The 25,565-nt window shown below is 70.8% G+C and carries 18 protein-coding genes; 14 read left to right on the forward strand and 4 right to left on the reverse strand.

Going from position 1 to position 25,565, the window contains the following annotated elements:
* Positions 1–1,101: an ABC transporter substrate-binding protein gene (locus ACZ7DY_RS03000; protein ID WP_471129202.1), complete on the reverse strand. Its 1,101-nt coding sequence runs from the start codon at positions 1,099–1,101 to the stop codon at positions 1–3.
* Positions 1,102–1,268: 167 nt separating this feature from the next.
* Complete coding sequence (locus ACZ7DY_RS03005; protein ID WP_471129205.1) at positions 1,269–2,282, reverse strand: LacI family DNA-binding transcriptional regulator; 1,014 nt, start codon at positions 2,280–2,282, stop codon at positions 1,269–1,271.
* A gap of 172 nt (positions 2,283–2,454) precedes the next feature.
* Here ACZ7DY_RS03005 and ACZ7DY_RS03010 point away from each other — a divergent pair, with 172 nt between their 5' ends.
* From ACZ7DY_RS03010 to ACZ7DY_RS03045, 8 genes are all read left to right on the forward strand, one after another.
* Positions 2,455–5,085 (forward strand): PA14 domain-containing protein, encoded by a 2,631-nt coding sequence (locus tag ACZ7DY_RS03010; protein ID WP_471129207.1) that lies wholly within the window; start codon positions 2,455–2,457, stop codon positions 5,083–5,085.
* A gap of 94 nt (positions 5,086–5,179) precedes the next feature.
* Positions 5,180–7,534 (forward strand): GH92 family glycosyl hydrolase, encoded by a 2,355-nt coding sequence (locus tag ACZ7DY_RS03015; protein ID WP_471129210.1) that lies wholly within the window; start codon positions 5,180–5,182, stop codon positions 7,532–7,534.
* Positions 7,535–7,618: 84 nt separating this feature from the next.
* Complete coding sequence (locus ACZ7DY_RS03020; RefSeq protein WP_471129212.1) at positions 7,619–8,113, forward strand: hypothetical protein; 495 nt, start codon at positions 7,619–7,621, stop codon at positions 8,111–8,113.
* A gap of 104 nt (positions 8,114–8,217) precedes the next feature.
* Positions 8,218–9,081, forward strand: a complete 864-nt coding sequence (locus ACZ7DY_RS03025; protein WP_471129215.1) for a hypothetical protein — start codon at positions 8,218–8,220, stop codon at positions 9,079–9,081.
* A 160-nt stretch (positions 9,082–9,241) separates the two neighbouring features.
* Positions 9,242–10,729, forward strand: a complete 1,488-nt coding sequence (locus ACZ7DY_RS03030; RefSeq protein WP_471129216.1) for an SDR family NAD(P)-dependent oxidoreductase — start codon at positions 9,242–9,244, stop codon at positions 10,727–10,729.
* A 402-nt stretch (positions 10,730–11,131) separates the two neighbouring features.
* On the forward strand, positions 11,132–11,305 hold the full coding sequence (locus tag ACZ7DY_RS03035) for a hypothetical protein (protein WP_167355632.1): 174 nt from the start codon (positions 11,132–11,134) through the stop codon (positions 11,303–11,305).
* Between the two features lie 243 nt (positions 11,306–11,548).
* A complete protein-coding gene (locus ACZ7DY_RS03040) occupies positions 11,549–13,405 on the forward strand; it encodes a family 20 glycosylhydrolase (RefSeq protein WP_471129219.1) in 1,857 nt (618 codons plus the stop codon).
* 60 nt (positions 13,406–13,465) lie between these two features.
* The gene (locus tag ACZ7DY_RS03045) at positions 13,466–15,088 is read left to right on the forward strand and encodes an alpha-L-fucosidase (protein ID WP_471129220.1); all 1,623 of its coding nucleotides are present in this window, start codon (positions 13,466–13,468) and stop codon (positions 15,086–15,088) included.
* Here the strand turns inward: ACZ7DY_RS03045 and ACZ7DY_RS03050 are convergent.
* Positions 15,043–15,450: a MerR family transcriptional regulator gene (locus ACZ7DY_RS03050; protein WP_471129223.1), complete on the reverse strand. Its 408-nt coding sequence runs from the start codon at positions 15,448–15,450 to the stop codon at positions 15,043–15,045. The genes ACZ7DY_RS03045 and ACZ7DY_RS03050 overlap by 46 nt on opposite strands.
* 50 nt (positions 15,451–15,500) lie before the next feature.
* Here ACZ7DY_RS03050 and ACZ7DY_RS03055 point away from each other — a divergent pair, with 50 nt between their 5' ends.
* Positions 15,501–16,421 carry an NAD(P)-dependent oxidoreductase gene (locus tag ACZ7DY_RS03055; RefSeq protein WP_471129226.1) on the forward strand — a complete coding sequence of 307 codons (921 nt, stop codon included), beginning with the start codon at positions 15,501–15,503 and terminating at the stop codon, positions 16,419–16,421.
* Between the two features lie 74 nt (positions 16,422–16,495).
* Here ACZ7DY_RS03055 and ACZ7DY_RS03060 read toward each other — a convergent pair whose 3' ends face one another.
* Positions 16,496–17,533, reverse strand: a complete 1,038-nt coding sequence (locus ACZ7DY_RS03060; RefSeq protein WP_471129228.1) for a LacI family DNA-binding transcriptional regulator — start codon at positions 17,531–17,533, stop codon at positions 16,496–16,498.
* 304 nt (positions 17,534–17,837) lie between these two features.
* Here ACZ7DY_RS03060 and ACZ7DY_RS03065 point away from each other — a divergent pair, with 304 nt between their 5' ends.
* From ACZ7DY_RS03065 to ACZ7DY_RS03085, 5 genes are all read left to right on the forward strand, one after another.
* Positions 17,838–19,136, forward strand: a complete 1,299-nt coding sequence (locus tag ACZ7DY_RS03065; protein WP_471129230.1) for an extracellular solute-binding protein — start codon at positions 17,838–17,840, stop codon at positions 19,134–19,136.
* Between the two features lie 41 nt (positions 19,137–19,177).
* Positions 19,178–20,137, forward strand: a complete 960-nt coding sequence (locus ACZ7DY_RS03070; RefSeq protein WP_471129233.1) for a carbohydrate ABC transporter permease — start codon at positions 19,178–19,180, stop codon at positions 20,135–20,137.
* The gene (locus ACZ7DY_RS03075; RefSeq protein ID WP_471129235.1) at positions 20,134–21,048 is read left to right on the forward strand and encodes a carbohydrate ABC transporter permease; all 915 of its coding nucleotides are present in this window, start codon (positions 20,134–20,136) and stop codon (positions 21,046–21,048) included. The genes ACZ7DY_RS03070 and ACZ7DY_RS03075 overlap by 4 nt, the downstream gene beginning before the upstream one ends.
* Before the next feature lie 99 nt (positions 21,049–21,147).
* Positions 21,148–22,383 (forward strand): glycoside hydrolase 5 family protein, encoded by a 1,236-nt coding sequence (locus ACZ7DY_RS03080; RefSeq protein WP_471129238.1) that lies wholly within the window; start codon positions 21,148–21,150, stop codon positions 22,381–22,383.
* A gap of 159 nt (positions 22,384–22,542) precedes the next feature.
* Positions 22,543–25,560 (forward strand): alpha-mannosidase, encoded by a 3,018-nt coding sequence (locus tag ACZ7DY_RS03085; RefSeq protein WP_471129241.1) that lies wholly within the window; start codon positions 22,543–22,545, stop codon positions 25,558–25,560.
* The last annotated feature ends 5 nt before the right edge of the window (positions 25,561–25,565 follow it).

A 25,565-nucleotide genomic window follows, 5' to 3' on the forward strand; every position in this document is an offset into this window, starting at 1 on the left:
TCAGTAGGCCTTGCCGAGGTCGGCCCGGGCGTTCTTCTTGGTGTACGCGCTGTCCTTGATGACGATGTCCTGTGCCACCTTTCTGCCCTTGGTGAAGGTGTCCAGGGTCTGAAAGGCGAGCGGGCCGAAGCGCGGGTTGGACTCGATGACACCGTCGATCCAGCCGTCCACGATGCCCTCGACGGCGCCCTTCGTGCCGTCGATCGTCACGATCTTCACGTCACCGGCCTTCTTGCCGGCGCCCTTGAGGGCGTTGACGGCGCCCAGACCCATCTCGTCGTTCTCGGCGTAGATACCGGTGATGTCGGGCTTGGACTGGATGAGCTGCTCGGTGACCTGCTGGCCCTTCTCGCGGGCGAACTCACCGGTCTGCTTGAAGACGACCTTCAGGTCCGGGGCCTTTTCCCTGATGCGGTCCTCGAAGCCCTTGGTGCGCTCGGTGGTGACGTTGTTGCCCGCGGCGCCGAGCAGGATCGAGATCTTGCCCTTGCCGCCCGTCGTCTCGATCATACGGTCCGCGGCCCGCCGCCCCTGCTCGACGAAGTCGGAGCCGATGAAGCTCACGTAATCCTTGCAGGCCGTGGCGTTGATCTTGCGGTCGATGGTGACGATCGGGATGTGCCTGGCGCCCGCCGCGCGCAGCACCGGCTCCCAGCCGTCCGAGTTGAGGGGCGCTATGACGAGGACGTCGGCGCCCTTGGTGATCAAGTCCTGGACGTCGCTGATCTGCTTGGAGAACTGCGACTGGGCGTTGGCGGCGAGGAGCTTGATCCCGCGCTTCTCGGCCTCGGCGCGGATGGAGGCCGTCTCCGCGATGCGGAAGGGGTTGGCCTCCTTCTCGGACTGGGAGAACCCGACGGTCGCCTTCTCCAGGTTCAGCTTCTTGCCGCCGTAGGTGTCGATCCCGCAGGTCTTGCCGCCCCCCTTGCCCGAGGACGCGACCTCCTGTCCGGCGTCGCCCCGGTCCCGCGACGCGGCACCGCCGCCGGATCCGTCGTCCTCGGACTTCGCGCAGCCGGCGGCGAAGAGCAGGCCCGCGGCGCAGCCGGCGGCGACGAGGGTCCTGGCGGAAGTACGGCTGAGGAGTGTGGTCGGCTTCATGGAAGTCCCCAAACGGCACGGCCCCGGCACTGAGAGCGCTCACGGGAAAGACGGCACTTGCGGTCGACTCGGCGGTACGGGGAGCTTTTTACATCGTTGAAAGAGGGCTGTAAACCCTCCGCGCACTCTTCACCGGGCGGCGGCGGCCGAGCGGAAGCGCGCTCCGCTCAGCGCCGGCCCAGGGTGCTCTCCCGCTCCACCAGCCGGAAATCCGCGGTGAGTTCACGCCCGCCCGGCTCCCCCGGGTGAGCCAGACTGTGCAGCAGCGACTCCACCGCGAGCCGCGCGATGGCCTGCTTGTCCGGGGCGACCGTGGTCAGCGTGACGGCTCCGAACTGCCCCTCGGCGATGTCGTCGAAACCGACCACCGCCACGTCCCACGGCACGCGAAGACCCCGCTCGTGCAGGACCCGCATCGCGCCGATCGCCACCAGGTCGTTGTAGGCGAAGACCGCGTCGGGTCGCACTCCCGCGTCCAGCATCCGCGCCATGGCCTTGGCCCCGTCCCACCGGTCCCAGCCGCCGACCGGGCCCACCAGGCTCTCGGGCGCGGCGATCCCGGCCGCCGTCAACTCCTCGCGCCAGCCCGCGAGACGCAGGTGGGCGGGGCGGTTGGCGGAGTCGGTGCGGGCGCCGAGGAAGGCGATGGTGGTGCGGCCGCGGCCGATGAGGTGGCGCACCGCGGCACGGCTCGCGGCGACGTTGTCGATCGCGATGTGGTCGTAGGGCAGGTGGTACTCGCGCTCGCCGAGCAGCACCAGCGGCACGTCGTCCTCGCGCCCCCGCAGATCCTCCGCCTCGAGCTCGAGCGGGCTGAGGATCAGACCGTCGATGACCCGGGCCCGGAACCCCTGGCTGACCAGGACCTCCTGTTCGCGCTCCCCGCGCGTGTGGTCGAGGAGCACGGTGAACTCGTGCTCGGCCGCCGCGTCGATGACGGCGCCGGCCAGTTCGGCGAAGTAGGGGTTGCCGAGTTCGGGGACGGCGAGCGCGATGATGCCGGTGCGGCCCTTCCTGAGGTGCCGGGCCGTCAGGTTGGGCCGGTAGCCGAGCTCGTCGATGGCCTCCTGCACCCGGGCCCGCATCGCGGGGGTGACGTGCTGGTACTTGTTCACCACGTTCGAGACCGTCTTGATCGAGACGCCCGCGCGCTCCGCGACGTCCTTGAGGCTGACCCGCACTGCTTCTCCCTGCGTCGGTGGCCGCCCCGGTCCCTCGGGGCGTTTGTCATGGCCCTGGACAGCGCGCCTGAGCGCGTGCTGTCATGCCAACTGCCGTTCCTTCCAACGTTGTACAGATTCGTTGTACAGACTGCAGCGACGAGCCGCCACCCTTCCTCACCAAGGAGGATCCGTGCGCATCAGACGACATCCCGGACGTCCCCGAGGCCTCGGCCGACACCTCGCCCTGCTGGTCGCGGGGGCGCTCGGCATCGCGGGGCTGACCTCGGCCCCCGCCGCGACCGCCGTGGACGACCCGGTCGAGATCCACGGGCTCAAGGGCGAGTACTTCACCCAGTCCGCCCCCGGCGCCTTCGACTTCGACGAGCTCAAGGCCACCGGCCTCGACCCGAACATCGACTTCGGCAACCTGGAGCCCCGCCTCAGGGCCACCACCGGACGCTCCGACGACGTCAGCGTCCGCTGGACCGGCCGGATCGTACCCGAGAAGTCCGGCGCCACCACCTTCTCGATGATCGGCGACAACGGCTTCCGCCTCTGGGTCGGCGGCAGGCTCGCCATCGACCACTGGCAGGACGACTGGGACAAGGAACAGACCTCGGGGGCCATCGAGTTGGAGGCCGGCAAGGCCTACGACATCAAGGTCGAGTACTTCGAGCACTACGGCGGCTCCAACCTGCGCCTGAAGTGGACCCAGCCCGGCACGGAGAAGCGGGCCGTCCCGCGCTCCGCCCTGCGCATCCCCGCCGACTTCGACTACGACGGCGCCATCGACGCCACCGTGCTGCGGGACGGCCGCAGCCTCAAGCTGGACTTCGCCCAGCCGCTCGCGCCCCCGCCTGCCGCCCTCACCGACCACCTGGACGCGGTCATCGGTGGCGCCAAGTGGCCCCTGGGCACCGTCAAGGCCGACCCCTCCGACCCCCGCAGCCTGCTCGTCGGCCTGAAGGAACCCGTCGTCGGCAAGAAGAGCGGCGACGCCCCCGGCCTCGCCGACATCCGCTACGACGGCAAGGGTGGCCTCACCGGCAGGGACGGCAAGGCCGTCGGCCAGTTCTGGACCAGCGGCCCCAACCACTCCGAGTACGAGCTGCGCACCAGGTGGGCCGATGACGTCACGCCCGGCAACGCGCACCGCGAGTACCCCCGGCCGCAGCTGAAGCGGCCCGACTGGCGGAACCTCAACGGCTCCTGGCAGTTCGCCGCGGCGAAGGCGGGCGAGGAGCCCCCGGTCGGCAGGAAGCTCAAGGAGAAGATCCTCGTCCCCTACCCCGTGGAGTCCCAGCTCTCCGGGATCGAGCGGCACGAGGACCGCATGTGGTACCGGCGCACCTTCACCGTCCCCAAGGAGTGGCGGGTCGGCCACGGCAAGCGGCTGAGCCTGAACTTCGGCGCCGTCGACTGGCAGACCGAGGTGTACGTCAACGGCAGGAAGGTCACTGAACACAAGGGCGGCTACGACAAGTTCGGCGCCGATGTCACCGATGCGCTGAAGCCCGGCCGCACCCAGGAACTGATCGTCGGCGTGTACGACCCGACCGACGCCGACGAGGGCGCGAACCCGCCCGTCGGCAAACAGCGCCTGGACCCCAGCGGCATCTGGTACACGCCGTCGTCCGGCATCTGGCAGACCGTGTGGATGGAGCCGGTCGCCGCCGACCACGCGGAGTCGCTGAAGATCACCCCGGACGTCGCGGGGGAGCGGGTCACCGTCGAGCCCAAGGGCGTCCGCGACGGAGTGCGGGTCACCGCCGCCGCGTACGAGGGCCACAAGAAGGTCGCCGAGGTCAGCGGACGCACCGGGGAGCCGCTCACCCTCAGGATCACCGACCCGCGGCTCTGGTCACCGGATGACCCCTTCCTCTACGACCTCAGGGTCCGGGTCGGCGACGACCGTGTCACCGGCTACTTCGGCATGCGCTCCATCGCCGTCGAGAAGGTGAACGGCACCCCGCGCACCGTCCTCAACGGCAAGCCCGTCTTCCTTATGGCCACCCTCGACCAGGGCTTCTGGCCCGATGGGCTGCACACGGCGCCGAGCGACGAGGCACTCGCGTACGACCTGGAGATGCACAAGGCGATGGGCTTCAACTCCGTGCGCAAGCACATCAAGGTCGAGCCCGACCGGTGGTTCTACTGGGCCGACAGGTTCGGGCTGCTCGTCTGGCAGGACATGCCGGCGATGGAGGCCGGCCGCACCCCGGACGCGGCCGCCCGCGCCCAGTACGAACGCGAGATGAAGCAGATGATCGACGAACACGCCGGCAGCCCGTCGGTCGTCATGTGGGTCACGTTCAACGAGGGATGGGGCCAGTACGACGTGGGCCGCGTCGCCGACCAGGCGAAGGCCTGGGACCCCACGCGGCTGGTCAACAACATGTCGGGGCTGAACCTCGGGGCCGACGGGAACGCCGGGGACATCATGGACGAGCACGGCTACCCCAGCCCCGCCCTCCCGCCGCACCCCGATGGGAAACGGGCCCTGGTCAGCGGTGAGTACGGCGGCCTCGGGCTCGCGGTGCCCGGGCACGCCTGGGCCGTGCAGCAGAGTTACGTCGACGTCGACCCGGCGACGTACACGGACGACTACCTCGCCAAGCTCGCCGAGGTGCGCGCGCTCGCCTGCAAGGGGAACAACGGCGCCGTGTACACCCAGATCACCGATGTGGAGGGCGAGTTGAACGGCCTGCTCACCTACGATCGCAAGGTGGTCAAGCCCGACGTGCGGCGGTTGAAGGCGGCTCACGAAGCGCTGATCCGTGACGCGTCGAAGGCCACGGTGCCGGGCTGTACGGGCTCCTGAACCCACGGTCTCCGGTCCGCCGTCCGGGCGGGCCGGGGACCGGTCACGTCGTCCGAAACTCTCCCGGAAGGCTTACGAGGAGGCGTTTCCACCCATGAGATGGACCCAACGGCTGCGTGGCGCGGGGACGGTGGCGGCGGCGGCCGCGCTGCTCGGCGGCGCCCCGGCGATCCCGTCGGCGGGGGCGGACGCGCCCCGCGGGAACGGCCGCCTCACCGATCTGGTCAACCCGTTCATCGGAACCGAGAACGAGGGCAACACCTACCCGGGCGCCGCCGTCCCCTTCGGCATGGTGCAGTTCTCGCCCGACACCGGGCACAACACCGGCTACGACCACTCCGACACCCACATCCGCGGCTTCTCCGCCGTCCACCTCTCGGGCGTCGGCTGCGGACTCGGCGGCGACCTGCCGGTGCTGCCCACCACCGGGGACGTCACGGAGACCGACTACGCCAAGTACGCCGCCGAGTTCAGCCACGACGACGAGAGCGCCGCTCCCGGCCGCTACCGGGTGAAGCTCGCCGGCGGCATCGGAGCCGAGCTGACGGCGACGCGACGCACCGCGGTGCAGCGCTACACCTTCCCCGCCACGGGCAAGGCCAACGTCCTGCTCAACGCGGGCCAGTCGCTGCACCGAACAGTCCGGACGAAGATCGAGATCCTGGACAGCCGCACCGTGCGCACCTCGATCACCGGCAGGGGCTTCTGCCAGGACACCCGGCCGTACACGCTCCACACTGTCACCCGCTTCGACCGGCCCTTCACGACCTCCGGCACCTGGAAGGGCGGCACGGTCACCGAGGGCTCGAAGGAGGTCGCGGCGGGGGAGGAGCGCACGGGCGCGTTCGTCCGCTTCGACACCACCGGGGACCGCACCGTCGAGGCGACCACGGCCCTGTCGTACGTCGATGCCCGCGGCGCGGCCCGCAACCTCCGCGCGGAGGGCGGCCGTTCGTACGACCGGGTGGCGAAGGCGGCGCGCGACGCGTGGGAGGGCCGGCTCGACGACGTGCGGGTGCGGGGCGGCAGCGAGACGGTGCGCCGCACCTTCTACTCGTCCCTGTACCGCTCGTTCCTCGCCCCGAACATCGGCAGCGACGTCGACGGCCGCTACACCGGCTGGGACCAGAAGGTCCACCGGGCGCTCGACGACGGCGGCTTCACGTACTACCAGAACTGGTCGCTGTGGGACACCTACCGCACCCAGGCGCAACTCCTCGCGCTCCTCGCCCCGCACGAGTCCCGTGACATGGCGCTCTCCGTCCTGAAGATCGACGAGGAGAGCGGCTGGCTCCCCAAGTGGGGCCACGGCACGGTCGAGACGAACATCATGACCGGCGACCCGGTCACCCCGTTCCTCACCAACGCCTACCAGCAGGGCCTGTTGAAGGGGTACGAGGAGAAGGCGTACCGCGCGCTGAAGAAGAACGCCGACGGCGTACCGCCCGCCGACTCCGCGGCCGTGGGCCGCGAGGCCAACAAGGAGTACCAGGCCGACGGCTTCGCCCCGTACATCGCGGGCCGACCGCACGCCAAGCCCGGCGACTCCGACTACGACCACGGCGCCTCCGCCACCCTGGAGTACGCCCTCTCCGACGCGATGCTCGGATCGATGGCGCGCGAACTCGGCCACCGGACGGACGCGGAGCGCTATGCCGCCCGCGCCCGGAACTACCGGAAGATCTTCGACGCCTCCACCGGGTTCTTCCGCGCCCGGGACGCCTCGGGAGCCTTCACCGGCCCCGCCGACCCGGCCAGGAGCGAGGGCTTCCACGAGGGCACGAGCTGGCAGTACCAGTGGCTCGTCCCGCAGGACATCCCCGGCATGGTCGACCTGATCGGCGGCGAGCGGGCCGCGACCGGTCGGCTCGACTCCTTCTTCGCCTACGACCAGCTCCTGAAGGATCCGGCCGGGACCGCGCGGAAGGTGTGGGTGAACGGGCCCTACGACTACTACAACGCCGACAAGTACAACCCGCAGAACGAACCCGACCTCATCGCGCCCTACACCTACCTCTCGACCGGCCAGCCGTGGAAGACCACCGACGTGGTGCACGCCGCGCTGACGCTCTTCACCGACACCCCCACCGGCATGACCGGCAACGACGACCTCGGCACCATGTCCGCCTGGAACGTGCTCTCCTCGATCGGCCTCTTCCCGGTCCAGCCCGGCACGGACACCTGGGGCCTGTCGACCCCCGTCTTCGACCGCGTCGACCTGCGCCTGGATCGCCGCCACTACCCGCACGGCCGCCTGACGGTGACGGCTCCGGGCACCTCGGACAGCAGGCGCTACATTCAGTCGGCGCGGCTGGACGGGGTCGCCCACGACGCGACCTACCTGACGACGGACGACATCCGCCGCAGCCGCGAACTGGCCTTCACGGTGGGCCGGAAGCCCCCGGCGTGGGGGACGGCGGAAGGAGCCGCTCCACCGGTCGTCAGGTGACCGACCAGGTGTTTTAGACTGCGGATCAGACCAACGTCGCGTCGAACGTGCCGCGACCGAACGATCCTTTGGGGGGAACTCCACGTGCGTATCCGTACGGGGGCGGCTTCGGCTGCCCTGGCCACTGTGCTGACCGCCGCCGCCGTCGTGCCGGCCCACGCCGCCGCCTCCGAGGCGCCGCAGTACCGCAGCGTCGCCACGGCCAAGTCCGGTGCCGCTTCCGGGGTGGGGGCGTTCCAGACCATGGGCGACAACGTCCACTTCTCGCACACGGTGAAGGGGCACATCAACGCCCACGGCTGGTGGAAGAACCTGCGCGGCCCGGCCCGCGGGGTCAAGGCCAAGGTCACCGTGTGGCTCCAGGTCAAGCGCGGCGGCGAGTGGAAGACCCTCACCAAGTCGGCGAAGAACGTCTACTCGGGCGGCGGCAGCGGCAAGCGCACGGCGGCGGCGTACAAGTGCACGTACAACGTGGGCGTGCACGAGTTCCGCAGCGTCATCGACGTCGACCTGATCGGCTACGCCGACGACAGCTCGAAGAAGATCACCGCGACGCAGAAGCTGGGCTGCGGGCTCTGATCGACGGCTGAGGCGGTCCGACGGCCGAGGCTTTCGACGACCGAGGCGGTGCCCGGAGTAATCTTCCGGCACCGCCTCACGTCTCTTCCCGGGAGTGCCCGACTGTGTTTCCCCCTTCTGTCGTCGTCGGCCTGCACGGGACCCTTCGACGCCACCCGTGGTTCGACCGGGTGGTGACGCGGGACGCCGACGACGAGGGCGGGGGCACCGCGGAGGAGGAGATCCTCTTTCTCGCCGTGGACCGGGCCGGATCGTACGGGTGGCGGACCGTGGGCGGCCTGCTGCACGAGGACGGCGAGGTCACGGCCGAGCACGAGCCGACGGCCTGGGCGCACGAAGACGTCGGCGGGGATTGGACGCAGGACGGGAAAGTACGTCAACTGGCGTGGCTGGGCGCCGGGGTGTGCACAGACCCGCCGCGCCCCGGACTGCCCGTCCGGCCGATCGCCCTGGTGCTGTCGGACACGCTGGCCCGCGTCGGCGAGGTGTCGTTCACGGGCCTGCACGCCCTGCTCCCGCTGGAGGCGACCGAGCGGGACACGGCCTTCCACCAGATCGAACTGGCACCGTGGTTCGAGCTGGCCGACCCCGACGCCCGGCACGAGGTGGTGGTGACCGTCTCCTGCCGTCCCGGCGAGGGCGGCCCGACCGGAGACGACGCGCCCGCCCTGCGCGACGCGGTGCGGGAGCGGGCACAGGATGCGGTGGGCATCACCGCGACCGGGGCCGCGACCGCTGCCGGGGGCGACCTTCCGGGACTGGCACTCGACCTCGGGCGCACGGTGCGCACCGAGGGCATGTCCGAGGTGATCCGGTTCGGCTGCGGTACGCGGGAGTGGTCGCCGGACGTCGCGGTGTGGCTGGTCGAGATGACCGCGGAGGCCCTGCGCGAGGCGGGCCGGGCGGCCCCGGTGGTCGTGACGGCCTCACTGGCGACGCCGCCCGTGTGGTCCGCGTCACGGGGCTGACGGCTGCGCGGCGCTGCGGTACGTGCTCGGTGGTCTCGTGGCGGTGTGCGAGAGGGCGCGGGTTTGGTGACCGGGGCCGCCGCTACGTAAACTCCCCCTTTTGGAGCTTCCGCGGACGACCAGATGCGCCGTGGCACGGAATGACACGAGGACAGCGGCGATGACGGTGACAGACGAAAGCCAGGAGGGGACCGTCCAGTACGGCCCCGGCATCGACCCGGACCGTCTCGCCGTCTGCCTCAGCGTCCTCGACGAGCTGGACAAGCTGGACGTCGACCACCCCGACGCGATCGCCGTGCGCCGGGCCACCGCCGGGATCTACCGCACGGTGAAGCAGCGCCGCCGCCAGGAGCGGCGCGCCGCCAAGACCGCGCACGACAAGGCCGTCACCGAGGCCACCGCCACCGGCTCCGCCCAGCGCATCGACGACGAGACCGAGGGGCTGCTGCCCTCCTCGCAGACGGACGAGGGCCGGATCGCGGGGATACTCCAGCGCCCGCGCTCCTGCTACACCTGCAAGACGCGGTACGTGGAAGTCGACTACTTCTACCACCAGCTCTGTCCGGACTGCGCCCGTCTGAACCGCAGCAGGCGCGACGCCCGCGCCGACCTCAGCGGCAAGCGCGCCCTGCTGACCGGCGGCCGCGCCAAGATCGGCATGTACATCGCGCTGCGCCTCCTCCGTGACGGCGCCCACACGACGATCACCACGCGGTTCCCCAAGGACGCCATCCGCCGCTTCAAGGCGATGGACGACTCGGAGCAGTGGCTGCACCGGCTGGAGATCGTCGGCATCGACCTGCGCGACCCGGCGCAGTCCGTCGCCCTCGCCGAGCGGGTCGCCGCGGCGGGACCGCTCGACATCCTGATCAACAACGCGACGCAGACCGTGCGCCGCCTGCCGTCCGCCTACGCCGCGCTGGTCGACGGCGAGAGCGCGCCGCTGCCCGCCGGCGAACTGCCCGCCCACTCCGTCATCGGCGCCTTCAACTCCGGTGCGGTCGACGGCCTGGCCGCGCTGCCCGTCGGCACCAGCACCCTGGACGCGCAGAAGGTCGCCGACCTCGCCCTCGTCGCGGGGAACGCGAGTGTCGCCCGGCACCTCGACGGCACCGCCATCGACGCCGGCGGCCTGGTCCCGGACGTCGTCGACAGCAACACCTGGGTGCAGACCATCGAGCAGATCTCCCCCGTGGAGCTCCTCGAAACCCAACTCTGCAACTACACCTCGCCGTTCATCCTGATCAGCGCGTTGCGCGGGGCCATGGCCGACGCCGCGAAGAAGGCGGCGAGCGGCCGCGCCTACATCGTCAACGTCTCCGCGATGGAGGGCGTGTTCGGCCGCGGCTACAAGGGCGCGGGCCACCCCAACACCAATGCCGCGAAGGCCGCGATGAACATGGTGACGCGGACCAGCGCCCAGGAGATGTTCCAGACCGACGGCATCCTCATGACGTCGGTCGACACCGGCTGGATCACCGACGAGCGCCCGCACTACGACAAGCTGCGCCTGGCCGAGGAGGGCTTCCACGCCCCGCTCGACCTGATCGACGGTGCCGCCCGCGTCTACGACCCGGTCGTGCGCGGCGAGGCCGGCGAGGACCTGTACGGCGTCTTCCTGAAGGACTACGCGCCCGGAAAGTGGTAGCCCGCGCGGTTCTCCGCGTGTGAATCGGGTCACATCGCCCCGCCCCGTCCGCCGGTACGGGCCGGGGCGCGGGCCGGCGGTGTGGCCCCTGTGGGATGCCTCGCGAGGGTGAAGGCGCCCCTCCGGATGCCGACGGTCACGGACGTCACGCCTGGCCTGCCCGTTCCGTACGCCGTCTGGTCCGTCATCGTGCGGAATTCACCCCCCCTCTGCGGGGCCCCATCGAGCGCGGCTTCGCTCATTTGGTTAACCTGGGGCGAACGGGCAGCCACTAGGGAGCCACAAGCCTCCCTCGGCCGCCCCGGGACAGGCTGGTACCACGGCCGCGGTCCCGCCAGAAACCGGCGCCACCGCGACCGAACACGCTCTGTCCTTCCGTTACGCGACACAAAGGAGTGCGCGGTGACACCCGATCTGACGAAGCACGAAAAGCGACCGGCGGAACGCGGCGGCGAACGGGCCGGACGGCCCCAGAAGCTCCGCAACCTGGAGGCGTGGGCCAAGGCGGCCCCGATCCGTCTGGCCGGCTACGAGGACGACCTCGCCGAGCCGCACATCCTCCCCGGTATCGACTGATCCGGTACCCGATCCCGCACTCCGGTATCGGCCCGCTCCGCTTCGCCGTGTGCCCCCGCCCCCGAAGGGCCGGGGGCACCGGTGTGTCCGGGCCCGCGAAGACCGGTATTCATCCGATGGATCGGTACGTGCCGGTGTGTAGGGCGGCGACCCGGAGGCCGTGAGAGGGCTGCGCAAATGTCCAACTCCCCGTGGTGCGCGGTGCATTGACACCCCTGTGGGGCGCTTGAATCATCGGACCTCATGACCGCACTGCGCACGCTCTTTGCTGCCGCTCTGCTCCTCATCGCGGCCCCCGCCCCGGCGGTCGGCGCCGACAGGCCCGCCGCCCCCGACGTGCCGCGCACCGTCCCCGCCCTCACCGACTGGACGCCCACCGGGGAGAGTTACCGGTTCGGCCCCGGCACCCGTCTCATCGCCCGCGACCCCGCGGCACGCCGTGTCGCCGACACCCTCGCCGACGACCTGCGAGCCGCGGGACAGCGCCGGCCGCCGGTCCTGTCCCGCGCCGCCGCACGCCCCGGCGACATCGTCATCGACGTCGACCCGGCGCGGAAACCGCTCGGCGCCGAAGGGTACGAGCTCCGGTCCGGCGGCCGCCTGGAGATCACCGGCGCGGCCGAGGCCGGCGCCTTCTACGGCACCCGGACCCTCCTCCAGCTCCTGTCCGACGACGACCGTGTGCCCGGCGGACGCACCGTCGACGTGCCGCGCTACCGGGAGCGCGGGGTCGGCGTCTGTGCCTGCTACGTCCACGTCTCCACGCCCTGGCTGGAGAACCTCGTGCGCGACATGGCGTACCACAAGCAGAACCAGCTGCTCCTGGAGCTCAAGGTCAAGAGCGACCGGCACCCCGAGGCCAACTCCTGGGGCTACTACACCAAGAGCGAAGTGCGCCGCCTGGTCGCGCTCGGCGAGAAGTACCACGTCACGATCGTCCCGGAGATCAACTCCCCGGGCCACATGGACCCCTGGCTGGAGAAACGCCCCGACCTGCAACTCACCGACTCCGACGGCACACCGCAGCCCTCGCGCCTCGACATCACCGAGGACGCCGCTCTCGACTACTACAAGAGCCTGATCGACGAGTACGCCGACGTCTTCCCCGCCACGTCCTGGCACATGGGAGCCGACGAGTACATGCTCGGCTCCGACTTCGCCAAGTACCCCCACATCCTGGAGTACGCGAAGAAGAGGTACGGCGAGCACGCCACTCCGCAGGACGCCTTCGTCGACTTCGTGAACCGGGTGCACGCCTACGCGGCGGGCAAGGGCAAGGACCTGCGCATCTGGAACGACGGCCTCACCGGCGCGAACACCGTCCCCGTGGCATCCGGCACGACCGTCGAGCACTGGCTCGACGTGCAGGTGAAGCCCAGCCGGCTCATCGCGCAGGGCCACCCGTTGATGAACGCCGCCTACTCCCTCTACCTCGTGCGCGGCGGCTTCCACACCGACACCGGGAAGCTGTACGACCAGCGGTGGGACCCGCGCAGTTTCGAGGGCGAGCGGCTCGCCACGAGCGACGGCATCACCGGCGCGAAGGTCAGCCTGTGGCCCGACAACGGCCGCGGCGAGACCGAGAACGAGGTGGCCGCCGCCGCGGCGCTGCCGCTCGCACACATCGCGCAGGTCACCTGGGGCTCCGCCCATCCCGACCCGACGTACGCGGAGTTCGCCGCCCGCGCCGGATCGGTCGGACAGGCGCCCGGCCGGCGGGACCTGACGAAGGTCCCCGTCGCCGACGGGACGTACACGCTGCGCGACACGCGGGGACGCGCCGGGGCCCGCGAGGTCGAGGTCGAGCGCACCGCCGACGGCTACGTGACCGTGAGGTCCACGGCGAGCGGCAGGTGTCTGGAGACCCGCAGCGGCAAGCTGACGCTCAACGTGCCGCTCCAGCCCGGCACGGCCGTCACCGAGGAGACGTGCGACGCGAAGAACACCCTCCAGCGGTGGGAGCTCACCGGGACCCCGGGCGGCCACCGCCTCACCAACGCCATCACGCGCATGGCCGCGCACGTCACGCGGGACGGCCGGATCCTCCAGTTCCCGCCCGACCAACGGGCCTCGGCGGTCTGGACGTTGACGAAGTCCTGACCTGTCTCCACCCCTTCGGCCTCTGCCCCCTTCCGTCCCTTCGAGGAGATCGGCACTCCCATGACCGTCAGCAGACGTCTCTTCATGGCCGCCGCCGTCACCACGGTCGCCGCCGCGTCCGCCACCCCGCCCGCTGCCTCCGCCCCCGGCAGGGCCGGCGGCGCCGAACCGCCCCACCGCATCCGCATCGGCCCCGGCGACTCGGCCGCCACGCTCGTCGCCAAGGCTTCCAGAGTCCGCCCCACCGCACGCCAGATCGCCTGGCAGAAGCTGGAACAGACCGCCTTCCTGCACTTCGGCGTCAACACGTTCACCGGCCTCGAATGGGGCACGGGCGACGAGGACCCGGACGTCTTCCAACCGTCCGGACTCGACACCGACCAGTGGGCGAGGGCCCTGCGCGACGGCGGCTTCAACCTCGCCATCCTCACCGTCAAGCACCACGACGGCTTCGTGCTCTACCCCTCGCGCTACACCGGGCACACCGTGGCGAGCAGCAGCTGGCGCGGCGGCAAGGGCGATGTGCTGCGCTCGTTCACCGATTCCCTGCGGCGGTACGGCATCAAGGTGGGCGTGTACATCTCGCCCGCCGACGAGAACCAGTACCTGCACGGCGTCTACGCCAACGGCAGCAAGCGCTCCGCACGGACCATCCCCACCCTCGTGCCCGGTGACGACCGGACCGGCACCGACCCGCGCAGCTTCACGCTCGACGCCACCGACTACGGCGCCCACATGCTCAACCAGCTCTACGAAGTGCTCACCCAGTACGGGCCGGTCGACGAGGTCTGGTTCGACGGGGCGCAGGGCCGCATTCCGCCGGACAAGGTCGAGACGTACGACTGGGACAGCTGGTACGCGCTGATCCGCGCCCTCGCCCCGGACGCCACGATGGCCGTCCGCGGGCCCGACGTCCGATGGGTCGGCAACGAAGGCGGCCTGGCGCGCGAGAACGAGTGGAGCGTCATCCCCGTCAAGGAATCCGGGAACGGCAGCGTCGACTACGCCCTGAAGTACGACGCGCCCGACCAGGGCAGCCGCGACGCGCTCGTGGAGGCGCGCTCCGTCGCCCAGTACCTGCAGTGGTGGCCCGCCGAGTGCGACGTGTCGATCCGGCCGGGCTGGTTCTACCACGAGGACCAACAGCCCAAGTCCGTCGATGAGTTGACCGACATCTGGTTCCGCTCGGTCGGGCGCAACTCCGTACTCCTGCTGAACGTTCCGCCGGACCGGCGCGGTCTGCTGCCGGACGCGGACGTGGCGCGGATGCGCGAGTTCCGCGCGCGCATCCGCCGCGAACTGCCCGGGGACCTGGCCCGCGGCGCCCCACTCCGGCACGACCGGGCCAAGGGCACGGTGACCGTCGTACTCGACCGTGCCCGCGAGGTCGACCGGATCCGCCTCGCGGAGGACATCCGGCACGGGCAGCAGGTGGAGCACGTGGTCGTCGAGGCGCACGACGGCAAGGGGTGGCGGACCGTGACCGAGGCCGACACGGTGGGCGCGAGCCGAGTGCTGCGGCTCGCCGCGCCGATGACGGCACGGCGATGGCGGCTGCGGGTGACGCGGGCGCGGGGCCCGGTGCGGATCGCCGGGTTCGAGCTCCACCGGTCGGAGGTCCGGGAGAACGCGAAGGATCAGGCGGTGGCCCGCTCCAGTTCCGGGACCTCCAGCGGTGGGTAGCTGTCCCCGCCCATGCGTTCGGCCGCGGCGATGTAGTGCGTCAGAGCGTCGCGGGAGCGGCCGAGCGTGTCCATCTGATGCTCCAGACGCCGCAGTCGGGCGCGCATCGCGGCGAGCAGCTCGGGGCAGGCGGGCAGGGCCGGGGCCTCCCCGTCCGCGCAGGGCAGCACGTACGCGATGTCCTCGGAGGACAGTCCGGCACCGAGCAGGTGCCGGATCTGCGTCACCCGAAGTACCGCCGTCTCGTCGAACTCGCGGTAGCCGTTCGCGCGGCGCTCCGCCTCCAGGAGCCCCTGGGCCTCGTAGTAGCGCAACTGGTGGGCGTTGACGCCCGTCCGTCGACTCAGTTCCCCGATACGCACCGAAAACCTCACTTGACCTTCACACCGGTATGAACGTTGACGATGGTGCCATGAACCGAACGACGAGCGACACGACAGACAGCGACACCCACGGCACGGCCCCCTCGGCGGTGACCGTGATGGGCCTCGGACTCATGGGCAGCGCCCTCGCCGGGGCGTTCCTCAAGGCCGGGCACCCCACCACCGTGTGGAACCGCACGGCCGCCAAGGCCGACCAACTCGTCGCCGACGGCGCCCGGGTGGCGCCGACGGTGGACGACGCCCTCAAGGCGAGCCCCCTCACCATCGTCTGCCTCACCGACTACGCGGCCGTACGCGAACTGCTCGACGCGGACGGCGTCGAGCCGGCCGGCACGACCCTGGTCAATCTGACCTCCGGCGACTCCGCCCAGGCCCGCGAGACCGCCCGCTGGGCCGAACAGCGCGGCGCCCGCTACCTGGACGGCGCCATCATGGCGATCCCCTCCGGGATCGGCACGGCCGACGCCGTACTGCTGTACAGCGGCCCGCAGGAGGACTTCGCGGCGCACGAGCCGACCCTCGCGGCGCTCGGTACCGTCGCCCACCTCGGCGCCGACCACGGTCTGGCGTCCCTGTACGACGTGGCGGGGCTGGCCATGATGTGGAGCGTCCTGAACGCCTGGCTCCAGGGCACGGCCCTGCTCAGGACGGCCGGGGTCGACGCCGCGACGTACGCGCCGTTCGCCCGGCAGATCGCCGTCGGAGTGGCGGAGTGGCTGCCCGGATACGCCGAGCAGATCGACGCCGGCTCCTTCCCCGCCGAGGTGTCGGCCCTGGAGACCGACGCGCGGGCGATGGCGCACCTGATCGAGGAGAGCGAGGCGGTGGGGGTCAACTCCGAACTGCCCAGGCTGATCAAGGCGATGGCCGACCGCGCCATCGCTGCCGGTCACGGCGGGGAGCAGTACCCCGTCCTCATCGAGGAGTTCGGTAAGCCCGGGGGCGCCTGACCGGCACCGGCGGCGGACCCGGGCCGGCCGGGGGAGGACGGTCACCCCGGGCCACGCCGTCGTGCGGGAGCGGTCTATCCGCGCGCCCGCACGGCCCGTTCCCCGCGCGAAGGCCCCGTGCTCTCCCGCTCGATCAGCCGGGGCAGCGGCACCTGCACGGTGGCCGCCGGGCCGTCGTCCAGCAGGGCGAGGAGCTCACGGGCCGCCGTGCGGCCGAACGACACCGTGTCCCGGGAGAGCGCCGTCAGCCACGGATGCACCATGCGGCAGAGCGCCGAGTCCTCCCACGCGACCACCGAGACGTCGTCAGGGACCGCGAAGCCGAGGGAGGTCGCCGCGGCGACACCGGCCACGGCCATCACGTCGTTGTCGTACACCAGGGCCGTCGGCGGCTCGGCGGATTCCAGGATCCGCCGGGTCGCGGCGGCCCCCTCCGCGTCCGAATAGTCCGTCGTCACCGAACGCACCCCCGACATGCCGCGTCCCGCCGCCTCGACGCGCAGCGTGCGGATGCGGCGCTCGGTGTGCGCGAGCCCTTCGAGCCCCGCGATGTGCACGATCCTGCGGTGCCCCAGCGCGTGCAGATGGCCGACGACCGACGCCATGGCGCCCGCGTCGTCCGCCCACACCGTGGAGAGCCCCGGGTGTCCCGCCTCCGGGTCGGGCACCCCGCCGGTCACCACGGCGGGCAGACCCAGCTCGTCCAGGAGCGCAGGCCGCGGGTCGTCCGTGCGCGGGTCCACCACCAGGACGCCGTCCACCCGGTGCTCGGCCCACCAGCGCCGGTAGACCGCGCACTCGGCGGCCACGTCCTCCACCACCTGGAAGAGCAGCCCCAAGTGCCGCTCGGCGAGGACCTCCTGGATGCCCGAGATCAGCTGCAGGAAGAACGAGTCGACGCCCAGGGTCGCCGCGGGCCGCGCCACCACAAGGCCCACCGTCGCCGAGCCCTCGCCGGACAGGGCGCGCGCCGCCGTGCTCGGCCGCCAGCCCAGCTGCTCCGCGACCCTGCGGACCCGGTCGCGGGTGATGTCGGAGACGCCGGGCCGGTCGTTGAGCGCGAAGGAGACGGCGCTCTCGGAGACCCCGGCGCGGCGCGCGATGTCCTTCATGGTCGGCCGGCGTGCCGGTGACCGCTTGCCTTGCACCCGTTGCCCCTTTCCTGGCTCCCGGATACTAATGCGCTTGAGCGGACCGACCCTAAAGCGCATTAGTCATCGACCGCAAGACCCGTAACACGCCCTCCTGACCAGGGCAGTTGTTGGGACGATCGACCGATCTTCGCATTCTTTTCCACGAATCCATTGACTTCGCGCCGCAACTGGATGCAGGGTCTGCCTCGGCGTGGATTGCCCGGCTTGGACAGGTGCAGTCACCGCCGTCTCACGCTGGGCCGAGCAAAGGAGCCGTTTCACCGTGCGTATCTCCCGTATCCCCCGCAGAGCGGTCGCCGCAGGCGCCGTCCTCGCCGTCCTGCTGCCGCTGAGCGCCTGTGGCGACGGTGGTGACGGCGGCGGTTCCCAGGACGCGTCCGGGAAGATCGAAGGCAAGATCACCTTCCAGACCTGGAACCTGAAGGCCAACTTCAAGCCCTACTTCGAGGGCCTGGTCGCCGAGTTCGAGAAGAAGTACCCCGGCACCGACGTGAAGTGGGTCGACCAACCCGGCGAGGGGTACGCCGACAAGATCAGTGCCGACGCCGGCGCGGGCACCCTCCCGGACGTCGTCAACGTCTCGCCCGACCTGGTGGCGCCGCTCGCCAAGGCGGGCATCGCGCTCGACCTCGACAAGGCCGCGGGCAAGTACGAGAAGGAGTACCTCCCCGGCGCCTGGAAGAGCCACCAGATACCGGGCATGGACGGCACCTACGCCTTCCCCTGGTACCTGAACACCGGGCCGCTCTTCTACAACAAGCGCCTCTTCAAGGAGGCCGGTCTCGACGAGAACAAGCCCCCGAAGACCTACGACCAGCTCTTCGACCAGGCCCTGCAGCTCGCCGACAAGAGCGACGGAAAGGTCGCCACCCTCGCCAACGTCCCCACCATCGAGGACTTCGGGCGCTACGGCGTCCCCCTGATGAACAAGGAAGGCACCGGCTTCACCTTCAACGGCGCCAAGGGCGTCGAGCTCCTCACCAAGTACAAGAAGCTGTACGACGCCAAGGCCCTCGACGGCCAGGCGCTGACCGCGACGCCGGAGTCCACGGGCAAGAAGTTCCTCACCGAGGCCGTCGCCATGAACCCCGGCAGCGCCCTCGACCTGGAGAAGTTCAAGAAGGACGCCCCGAAGCTCTACAAGAACATCGGCATCACCCCGCAGATCAGCAACACCGGCAAGGACAACATGTACGTGATGGGCGTGATGGTGAACGCCCGCACGAAGCAGACACCGGCCGCCGTCGCCTTCGCCCACTTCGTCACCGACGCCCGGCACCAGATGGAGTTCGCCAAGAAGGTCGCGATCTTCCCCAGCACCGCGGGCACCCTCGACGACCCCTACTTCACCGAGCAGGACGGCAAGGAGGAGACGCGGGTCCGCGTCGCCGCCGCGAAGTCCATCAAGACCGCGGTCAACTACACGCCCGTGCTCTTCAGTGAGCAGATGAAGGTCGAGCTGCGCAACTCCGTCGCCAAGGCGCTGCAGGGCAAGGAGAGCCCCAAGGAAGCGCTTGACAACGCTGTCAAGAACTGTGACCGGCTGCTGCAGCAGAGCTGAGCGCCGACGCCGTGTCGAGCCATGACCAGGGAACGTCAGCCATGAAGACCCGTACCACCACCAGGCCCCCGGACGCCAGCCGTGCCCCCGCGGCCGGCGGCGTCCGGCCCACCGGCCGGGGCCCCGCCAAGATCAGGCGTCAACTGCCCACCAGCCCCTGGCTGTTCGCCGCTCCCGGGCTCGCGATCGTCACGGTGTTCATCCTCTATCCGTTCATCAGCACGCTCAACAACTCCCTCACGGACAAACGGACGTTGCTGCCCGGCGAGTACGTCGGGTTCGCCAACTTCTCCGAGCTGCTGCACGACGACATGTTCTGGATCGGCCTGCGCAACAGCACGATCTATGTCCTCGTGGTCGTCCCCGCGCTCGTCCTGCTGCCGCTGCTGCTCGCGATGCTGGTCCAGAAGCACATCCCCGGCATCACCTTCTTCCGCTCCGCCTTCTACACCCCGGTGGTCGCCTCGATCGTCGTCGTGGGGCTCATCTGGGTGTGGATGCTCGACGAACGCGGACTTGTCAACGCCGTGCTCGAAGCGGTGGGCGTCGGCAAGGTCGGCTTCCTCAGCGACCAGTGGATGCTCCTCTTCAGCGCCATGGCCGTCACGGTCTGGAAAGGCCTCGGCTACTACATGATCATCTACCTCGCGGCGCTCGCCAACGTGCCGCGCGAACTGCACGAGGCGGCCGCGGTCGACGGCGCGGGGGCCATCCGCCGCTTCCTCACCGTCACCGTGCCCGCGGTGCGCTCCACCATGGTCCTGGTCGGCGCGCTCTCCTCGGTCGCCGCCTTCAAGGTCTTCTCCGAGGTCTACCTCATGGCGGGGCCCACCGGCGGCCCGGCCGGCGAGGACACCACGCTCGTGATGCTGGTGCAGCGCGTCGGCACCGGCCTCACCGGCCGGGTCGGCTACGCGTCGGCGATCTCCGTCGTCGTCTTCGTCGTCACCGTCGCGCTGATGCTGCTCGTGCTGCGGGCCGACCGGAAGGAGGACGCGTGACCACCACCGAGAAGACGCCCCCGGCGGCCGCGGAGCGCGCGGCGCGCCGGGCACCCCGGCGGCGCATCACCGACGAGAACGGCCGCCGGATGCCGGTGTGGGAGATCGTCCTGCGCTACGGACTCCTCCTCGCCGTGCTGGCACTGATGATCGGGCCGTTCCTCTGGCAGCTGTCCACGTCCCTGAAGGGGCCGCACGAGGACATCTTCAGCTCGCCGCCCAAGTTCCTGCCCTCCGACCCGACCTTCCACAACTACGAGCGGGTCGCCGACACCATCCCCGTCTGGGACTACGCGCTCAACTCCCTGAAGGTGGCCGCCGCCAACGTCGTCACCAACTGCGTGGGCGCCACCCTCGCCGGATACGCCCTGGCCCGCCTGCGCTACCGCGGCCGCAAGGCCCTCACGGTCGTCTTCATCCTGGCCATGCTGGTGCCCGTCGAGGGCATCATCATCGCTCAGTTCACGACCATGCGGGAGCTCGGACTGAACAACACCCTCATCGGTGTGCTGCTGCCCGGCTGCGTCTCCGCGCTCAACGTCCTGCTGATGCGCAACGCCTTCCTCAACGTGCCCTACGAGATCGAGGAAGCCGCCTTCGTCGACGGCGCCAACGTCTGGCAGCGGTTCCTGCGCATCGCGCTGCCCGCCGTCAAGGGAACCCTCGCGGTCGTCGCCATCTTCGCCTTCATGGGCGCCTGGGACGACTTCCTGTGGCCGCTGATCGTGCTGAGCGACCCCAACCGGTTCACGCTCACCATCGGCCTCAACTACCTGCACGGCACCTTCGCCAACGACGAGCGCCTCGTCGCCGCGGGCACCGTCATCGCCGTGCTCCCGCTGATCGTCCTCTTCGCCTGTCTGCAGCGGTACTTCTTCCGCGGTGTGGGCGAGGGCGCGGTCAAGGGCTGAGCGGCAACGGCACGCCCCCGTACCCCACCAGAACCAGGATCCGCATTGCCTTCCCGATCACCTCTTGCCACGCCCCCCGCGGCGTCCTCCGCGACGCCGGTGCGCACGCCCCGCTTCGGCGCCAACTACACGCCCGCGCAAGGGTGGTTCCACCACTGGCTCGACTTCGACCTCGACGCCGTACGCGCCGACCTCGACGCGATCGCCTCGCTGGGCCTGGACCACATACGGGTCTTCCCGATCTGGCCGTACTTCCAGCCCAACCGCACGCTGATCCGCCCGCGCGCCGTCGACCAGCTGGTCCAGCTCGCCGACGCCGCCGCCGAACGCGGCCTCGACGTCAACGTCGACGGCCTCCAGGGACACCTGTCCAGCTTCGACTTCCTGCCCGCGTGGACCCAGACCTGGCACCGGCGGAACATCTTCACCGACCCCGACGTCGTCTCCGGTCAGGCCGCCTACCTGCGCACGCTCGCCGGCGCGCTGGCGGACAGGCCGAACTTCATCGGCATGACCATCGGCAACGAGATCAACCAGTTCTCCGCGGGTCCGCACCCCGACCCGGACCGCGTCACCGAGGAGGAGGCCGAGAGCTGGCTGCGCACCGTCCTCGCCGCCTGCGAGGAGGGCGCCCCCGGCAGACTGCACCTGCACGCCGAGTACGACGCCGCCTGGTACCAGGACGACCAGCCCTTCACCCCCGCGCAGGCCGCCCGGCTCGGCGCGGTGACCGCCGTGCACTCCTGGGTCTTCAACGGCACCGCCCAGCGGCATGGCCGCACCGGCACGGCGACACGGCACCACGCGGCGTACATGATCGAGCTGTCCAAGGCCTGGGCGCACGACCCGCGCCGTCCCGTCTGGCTCCAGGAGGTGGGCGCGCCCGCGCCGCTGATACCCGCCCAGCACGCCGCGTCCTTCACCGAGCACACCGTCGAGGCGGCGCTTGACTGCCGGGACGTGTGGGGCGTGACCTGGTGGTGCTCGCACGACGTCTCGCGCGACCTCGCGGACTTCCCGGAACTGGAGTACAGCCTGGGCCTCCTGACCAACGAGGGCAAGGTGAAGCCGGCGGGTGCGGCGATCGCCCGCGTCGCCGAGGAGTGGCGGGGCAGGACGTACGACCCGGCACCGCGGACCACCGCGGTCGTGGTGGACGACGATGTGGCGCGGCGCTCCGAGTGCGGCCCCGGCGGGGCGGTCTTCGAGGCGTTCGCCCGGCTGGTGGCGGACGGCGTGCGGCCGACGGTGGTCCTCGCGAGCGGGGCCGCCGACGCGGCGCATCTCGCCGCGCGGGGCATCACGGAGGCCGTGTCGCCGGAGGAGGTCCGCTAGCCGGCCAGAACCGGGGGACCCGCACAGCACCGGGGACCCGCTCAGCACCGGACCCGTCCCGCACAGCACCGGGGACCCGCCCCGCACCCGCTCCTGAATCGCCCGAGGGGCTGGACCCCAGCCCGACCCTCACCCAAGCACACCCCAGGGAGACCCCTCATGCATGACGACCGCACCCTGGTCGAAGCCCGCCTCAAGCGCGTTCTGGACGAGCGCATCAGGCCTGCCGTCTATCCCGCCTCCGTACCGCTCGACGTGGCGGTGTGGAACGCGCCGGGCGAGCCCGTCCCGGTCGCCGAGGGGCTCGCCGCCGAGCCTTCGCCGACCGCCGTCGGCGAGCGCTGGGGCGCGCCGTGGGGGACCAGCTGGTTCCGGGTGACCGGCACCGTCCCGCGGGAGTGGGCGGGCCGGACCGTCGAGGCCATCCTCGACCTCGGCTTCGACGAGAACATGCCGGGCTTCCAGTGCGAGGGCCTCGTCTACCGCCCCGACGGCACCCCCGTGAAGGGCCTCAACCCGCGCAACCAGTGGGTGCGGATCGCCGCCCCGGCAAAGGGCGGCGAAGAGGTGCGGCTGCACATCGAGGCCGCCTCCAACCCCGTCATCCTCGACTACCACCCCTTCCTGCCCACGCGGCTCGGCGACAAAGAGACGGCGGGCAGCGAACCCCAGTACAGGCTGGAGCGCATGGACCTCGCCGTCTTCGACGAGACGGTGTGGCAGCTCGTGATCGACCTCGAAGTCCTCGGCGAGCTCATGCAGGAGCTGCCCGCCGACTCCGGACGGCGCTACGACCTCGTGCGCGCGGTCGGCCGGGCGCTGGACGCCGTCGACCTCCAGGACGTCAACGGCTCGGCGGCCGCGGCCCGCGCGGAGCTGGCGGGCGTGCTCGCCACCCCCGCCGAGCCCTCCGCCCACCGCATCAGCGCCGTCGGCCACGCCCACATCGACTCCGCGTGGCTGTGGCCGCTGCGGGAGACGGTGCGCAAGGTCGCCCGTACGACGTCCAACATGACCGCGCTCCTCGAGGACGAGCCGGACTTCGTCTTCGCCATGTCGCAGGCCCAGCAGTGGGCGTGGATCAAGGAACACCGGCCCGTGGTGTGGGCGAAGGTCAAGAAGGCGGTGGCCGACGGGCGGTTCGTGCCCGCGGGCGGCATGTGGGTCGAGTCGGACACCAACATGCCGGGATCGGAGGCGATGGCCCGTCAGTTCGTGCACGGCAAGCGGTTCTTCCTCGATGAGTTCGGCATCGAGAACGACGAGGCGTGGCTGCCCGACACCTTCGGCTTCGCCGCCGGTCTCCCGCAGATCATCAAGGCCGCGGGCTCCAAGTGGCTGCTCACCCAGAAGATCTCCTGGTCGCAGACGAACCGCTTCCCGCACCACACCTTCAACTGGGAGGGCATCGACGGCACCCGCATCTTCACGCACTTCCCGCCCGTCGACACCTACAACTGCTCGATGAAGGGCAGCGAGATCGCCCACGCGGCGAAGAACTTCAAGGACAAGGGCGTGGCCCGGCACTCCCTCGCACCCACAGGATGGGGCGACGGCGGCGGCGGCACCACCCGCGAGATGATCGCCAAGGCGGGACGGCTGCGCGACCTGGAGGGCTCGGCGACCGTCGAGTGGGAGACCCCGGCCGCCTTCTTCGAGAAGGCCGAGGCCGAGTACCCGAACGCCCCCGTCTGGGTCGGCGAGCTCTACCTCGAACTCCACCGCGCCACCCTCACCAGCCAGGCCGGCACCAAACAGGGCAACCGACGCAGCGAACACCTGCTGCGCGAGGCGGAGCTGTGGGCCGCCACGGCCGCAGTCCGCACGGCCGAATTCGCCTACCCCTACGAGCAGTTGGACCGCATCTGGAAGACGGTGCTGCTCCACCAGTTCCACGACATCCTGCCCGGCTCGTCCATCGCCTGGGTGCACCGCGAGGCCCGCGCGACCTACGCGGCGCTCGCCCAGGAGCTCAACGGCATCATCGACAAGGCCCAGCGCGCCCTCGCCGGTGAGGGCGGCGACGCCCTGGTCTTCAACTCCACGCCGCACACCCGGGACGGCGTCCCCGCGGGCGGCGCCCGGCCCGCGGCGGTCGAGGGAAGCTCGACGGTCGCCCCGCGCGAGGGCGGCGGCTTCGTCCTCGACAACGGCCTGCTCCGGGTGGAGATCGACGGACGCGGCCTGGTCGTCTCCGCATACGACGTCGTGGCCGACCGCGAGACCGTCGCACCGGGCCGGGCGGCCAACCTGCCGCAGCTGCACGCCGACTTCCCCAACATGTGGGACGCGTGGGACGTCGACGAGTTCTACCGCAACACCGTGACCGACCTCGTGGCGGCGGACGAGGTGACAGCCGGCGAAGGCGCGTCGGTCCGGGTCGTGCGCACCTTCGGCGACTCACGCCTCACGCAGGTGCTCACGCTCGCACCCGGTGACCGGCGCCTCGACATCGACACCGAGGTCGACTGGCACGAGACGGAGAAGTTCCTCAAGCTCGCCTTCCCGCTCGACATCCACGCCGAACGGTACGCGTCGGAGACTCAGTTCGGGCACTTCTACCGCGCCACGCACACCAACACGAGCTGGGAGGCCGCCAAGTTCGAGGCGTGCAACCACCGCTTCGTGCACATCGAGGAGCCCGGCTGGGGCGTCGCGCTGGTCAACGACTCGACGTACGGGCACGACGTGACCCGCACGGTGCGCGCGGAGGACTCCGGCACGACCACGACGGTCCGCGTCTCACTGCTGCGCGCCCCGCGCTTCCCCGACCCCGAGACGGACCAGGGCCTCCACCGCTTCCGGCACGCCCTGGTGCCGGGCGCGGCGATCGGCGACGCGGTGCGCGAGGGCTACCGTGTCAACCTGCCCGAGCGCACGGTCACCGGGGGCGCCGAGGTGGCGCCCCTGGTGACGGTCGACAACGACGCGGTGGTCGTGACGGCGGTCAAGCTCGCCGACGACGGCAGCGGCGACGTGGTCGTCCGATTCCACGAGGCCCACGGCGGGCGGGCGAAGGCCACGCTCACCGCCGGGTTCGCGGCGGGTTCGGTCGCCGTGACCGACCTGCTCGAGCGGCTGCTCGACGGGGTGGCGGCGCCCGAGCTGGCGGGTGACGCGGTGTCGGTGACGCTGCGGCCGTTCGAGCTGGTGACGCTGAGGTTCACGCGGGGCTGAGCCCC

This window comes from Streptomyces sp. NPDC037013 (assembly GCF_055607265.1).